This window comes from Ruegeria sp. YKSE079 (genome assembly GCF_059612845.1).
Window position 1 is genome coordinate 1 of the sequence record NZ_JBXWRJ010000045.1, and the last position, 4,466, is coordinate 4,466.

The 4,466-nt window shown below is 56.3% G+C and carries 4 protein-coding genes; 3 read left to right on the plus strand and 1 reads right to left on the minus strand.

All coding sequences use genetic code 11. The features are described from left to right. The first annotated feature begins 190 nt into the window (after window positions 1–190). The 3 genes from AC2FMY_RS21860 to AC2FMY_RS21870 all read left to right on the plus strand — a co-directional run bounded on the left by AC2FMY_RS21860 (window position 191) and on the right by AC2FMY_RS21870 (window position 2,226). A complete protein-coding gene (locus AC2FMY_RS21860) occupies window positions 191–1,624 on the plus strand; it encodes an ISKra4 family transposase (protein WP_048600075.1) in 1,434 nt (477 codons plus the stop codon). A gap of 166 nt (window positions 1,625–1,790) precedes the next feature. Beyond that, a complete protein-coding gene (locus AC2FMY_RS21865) occupies window positions 1,791–2,099 on the plus strand; it encodes a hypothetical protein (protein WP_496808099.1) in 309 nt (102 codons plus the stop codon). After that, on the plus strand, window positions 2,017–2,226 hold the full coding sequence (locus tag AC2FMY_RS21870; protein WP_496808098.1) for a GNAT family N-acetyltransferase: 210 nt from the start codon (window positions 2,017–2,019) through the stop codon (window positions 2,224–2,226). Before AC2FMY_RS21865 ends, AC2FMY_RS21870 begins: the two co-directional genes overlap by 83 nt. Window positions 2,227–2,419: 193 nt before the next feature. Here AC2FMY_RS21870 and AC2FMY_RS21875 read toward each other — a convergent pair whose 3' ends face one another. After that, a complete protein-coding gene (locus tag AC2FMY_RS21875) occupies window positions 2,420–4,282 on the minus strand; it encodes a SulP family inorganic anion transporter (RefSeq protein WP_496808097.1) in 1,863 nt (620 codons plus the stop codon). Window positions 4,283–4,466 lie beyond the last annotated feature (184 nt).

Here is a 4,466-nt window from a genome sequence, read left to right on the forward strand (position 1 = left end):
CCACGTCTGCTTGCCGCAGTTGATCAGATTGCGCAGAGGCGGGCGAGAAGCAAAGGCCCCATGACAGCCAAATCTCGCAATTAAGGGCAAAACTCGATGCCGAAAGCGTCGGAGACCGTTCAATTGTCTGGGGTGCAATCTCTGACCGGCCGTGGAAAGCTTCCATTTTTTACTCAAGGCGGAGGGAATCATGCATTGGCGCATCACGGTAGAAGCGGTCGATCTGACCGGTGAGGAGTATCGGCAGGAGTTCCTGTTTGAGAAGGATCTTGATGGCTTGACTGACGGTCGCATCGGCTGTTCGATCGAGGACGGCAAAGAGATCATGCGTGAAATCCAGAAGGCTGTCGTGCAGCGCGAGCTTGATCTCTGGGTACGCTACCGGCGCATCTGTCAGTGCTGTGGTGGTCAGCTGCCAATCAAAGACTACCGGACACGGAAGATACTGACGGTTTTTGGCGCAGTTCCGTTGACCTCTCCTCGCCTGATGATCTGCCAAAGATGCACCCCATGGGCCTGTTTCACGTTCTCTCCAGCCGCGGATCTTTGTCCTGATCGCGCCACGCCCGAACTGATGGAGCTGTCGGCGAGGCTTGGTGCCAAGCTGCCCTACCGCGAGGCATCGGACATACTGTCGACATTCCTCCCCGATCAAATGTCGCGCAAGTTTACCACCCTTCGCCATCGCACGCTTTCGGTTGGAAAGCGCATCGAAGACGCTGAACGCAGTCGGCGCTGGAACGAATTCTTGGCTAAAGAAGACCGCACCCAACTGGAGTTGCAGATGGAGGACGATCCCGCGCGCGAATTCATCTTCACCGTCGACACCGCGCATATCCCCTTGGTGAAGAATTGGGGCGGGCGCACATTTGAGGCGGTTGTCGGTCATTGCGGACGTGGCGGTCGAGGCGACAGCCCTGGACCGCTCTTTGCGTTCGAGGGGACACAGTTGGCTGAGTTGGATGCGACCGCCTCACTGGCTTTGAACGACCAGGGATATATTGGTCGAGGGGAGATTACTGTGATCTCGGACGGCGAAGAATGCCTCAAGCGCCTGACTGGCATGTTGCCGCAGCCGGCCACTCACATTCTCGACTGGTTTCATATTTCAATGAAACTTCAGCCGCTGGCCCAGATAGCACTGACTGTACCCGAGGGCTATGGTCTGTTCGAGCAAGACATCGACCGTATCAAATGGAGACTTTGGAACGGCCAACCAAAGCGTGCTCTGGATCTGATAGCTCTCGTCAGAAAGGCGCTTTCCTCAGAGACAGGTCACTGTTTCTGGGCCCAACGCGCAGACAAGCTCCTGGAGAAACTTAGCACCTATATTAGCCGAAACAGTCAATCAGTCATCAACTACGCTGAACGCCATCGCGCAGGACGACGCATTGCAACATCACCGGCAGAAGCAAGCGTGAACGCGCTCGTAGCCAAACGGTTCGTCAAGAAACAGCAGATGCGATGGTCACGAACCGGCGCGCATTACCTGCTGAAAGTGCGCGCTGCAATGCTGAACGGTGATCTCCCGGATCGAACCCGATACGTCCCGCCTGAAACCGAAGGATCGCCCTATGTGGCAAGCCTGCTGAACCCAAAACCGCCACTCCTTAAAGCGGCATGACCCCAACATTTTGAACGGTCCCAAAGCGTCGCGTCTCAGATTTAAAGGCAACGCGACACCTGGCTCGCCGACACCATCGCCCGCATCCCCGACTTCAAGATCACCCGCGTGAACGACCTGCTGCCTTGGCGCTTCATTGGAAGTGCTCCGACAACAGGGGCTGCCTATGAAGTTTGACTACGTACCGGCTGTCAGAAAGGATCGCAGCTTCGTCATCCATGCTCATCACACAGCGTATCGCAATATTAGCGAGACGATGTTTGGCTGGAATGAAGCAGAGCAAGACAAATTTGCCGCCAAGGCATTCGATCAGGGTGGCATCAAAAATCATCTGGTCACACCACCAGAGAGTGGGTGTCGTCGGATGGGAGCAATACCCGGATCACGTCTGGCTGAAAGAATTGTTCATCTTGCCATCAGAACAATCCAGGGGCGTCGGAAGCGCAGTCACAAGACACATCAGGAGCATCGCTGAAGAACGCAAGATCGCGGTCAAGCTGCAAACATTGAAAGCAAACAAGCGAGCCAGGGCGCTGTATGAGCGACATGGCTTCACAGTCTCCGAAGAAACAGACATTCATTGGGAAATGGTTTGCCAGTAGCACAACAGCGCCGTCACCGGACGGTGACTGCTTTGGGCCCCTCTGCGCGGGAGGTTTGAGCCACCCGCGCCAAGGTTAGGACTGCGTACCTGGGCCACTCCATCATGGTCGAACCAAGTAATCCACCAAACTGACGCACCGAAACTCGAGGGATTCTTTGGGAGCCCGCACCATTCTGCGAAGACACCGGCTGTTACCTGCCTGGGGATCCGCCCTTGAGTGGCCCCATGGCTTTTGGGCATTCCAGAAATATCCTGTTTTTGCAAGTCGCGCATATGTCCGGGTCGAGTTTGCGTATCAGTCTCGGGATTGCTTCGCTTTTGCGGCGAAACACTTGGTTCGGGCCCAGGGCGCGGGCGAGGCCGTATTGCGCGACCTGACGGCGCAAACGCGGATATTTGACGACCAGATAAAGCCCTCCGCCCCTGTCGCGGCGTTTGCGCGCCTCATCCATCAAAAATTCGGCACCCGACAAATCCATTCCGATATTGCCGTCTATGCCCAAAACAAGGTGTTTCTGATTGGGCCGGGTGGTTTCAATCTGGTGAAATTTGCCCTGCAATGCTTCGAGCGAACCAAAGTAGAGCGGCCCCTGAAGGCGGGCAAATACGGCCTGGGGGCATTCTAAGACTGGCTTTTTTAGCCCGCTGACAAAACTGCGGTGCCGACTGGATTGGCTGGGCGCCCAGATCGGTACGTCGGTCTGGGTGGTCTTGCGAATGAACAGGCAGAGCGAGAGAATAACACCGCCGAAGATGGCCAATTCGAGATCAATGATGAGCACGCTGATCAGTGTAAAGACCAGGATTGCGGACTCGGATATACTGGCGAAGAGAACCTGCCGGATGTTCTTGAAATCGATCAACCGCCAGGCAATCAAAATGATGAGGCCCGCGATGACCGGGATGGGAAGAAACGCAATCAGCGGACGCATGGCCCATACAATCATGATCAAAAAGACCGAGGCGAAAATGGCAGATAGGGGTGACTTGGCGCCGGCTTCGAGGTTCAGCCCGCTACGTGTGAACGAGCCCGAGCCCGCGTAGCACGAAAATAACGAGCCTATGAGATTTGACAGACCCTGGCCGATGATCTCCTGCCTGGTATCAATTTGCTGGCCTGATTGTGCCGCCAAGCCACGGGCGATTGAGACAGCTTCGAGTAGTGCCACCAAGGCAACCGCAAATGCGCCCTGGCTGAGGATTTGAACCGAGGCGATGTTCAGCGCGGGCGGCGAAAATTGCGGGAGCGCCGACGCGATAGGGCGAACAAATGCCACCCCGTGCGCCTGAGCATCCAGACCATAGGCCACCAGTGATCCGACCACCATGCCGATCAGGTAATTCGGCCACCGGGGTGCGATGACTTTGACCGCCGCCGCGGTCGCCAGCGCAATCGCGGCCAGGCCGATGGCATAGGGGTTTGCATGGGACAACGCCTGCCATCGCTCAATCAGAAACAAGTCGTGACCTGGGGATGGATCTTGGCTTGGTTGCGGGATCAATACCTTGATTTGGCTCAGCAAGATCAAAACCCCGGCGCCGGACGTAAAGCCGATCAAGACGGAGTGGGACACGAAGTTCATCAATTGTCCCAACCGGGCCCATCCAAGGACCAATTGGATAAGGCCCACCAAGAAGGTCATTGTGATGGCGGCGCTCACAAAGTCGGCGGAACCGGGCGTGTAAAGCGGGCTGAGGGTGGCAAAGATCAGGATCGAAATGGCTGTTGTCGGTCCGGATACAAGGTGAAACGAACTGCCGAACAGGGCCGCTATGATCGGTATGACTATGGCCGAGTAGAGGCCGTATTGTGCAGGCAGGCCCGCGATCCCGGCAAATGCGATGGCTTGGGGCAGGACAACGGCGGCGTTTGTCATACCCGCTGTGGCGTCCGCGATAACTTTTTTCCTGGTTAATCGTTGCCCCCACTTTAGAAATGGCAAAAGAGTTGCCAGTGTGGGGGGGCTGGGTACGGACATGGGCTGCCACCGATCGAGTAAAAAAATTCCAAGGCGCCGCAATTCCCAAGGAATCACGCGCCGGTAGGGACGCATGTTAATCACAAGCAGCGGGCCCGTTATGTCGGCTGGCAGACAAACTTCTATCAGTGGTTCGTCGAGCGATATGGGAGCGCAGCGAATGGTGGCGCGCTTTGAAACCCAGCCCTCAAAAAACCGAGCCGCAAAAACAACCGTGGAGATGAAAGATCTGGTTTAGAGCGCGCCCGACCAAGCGCCT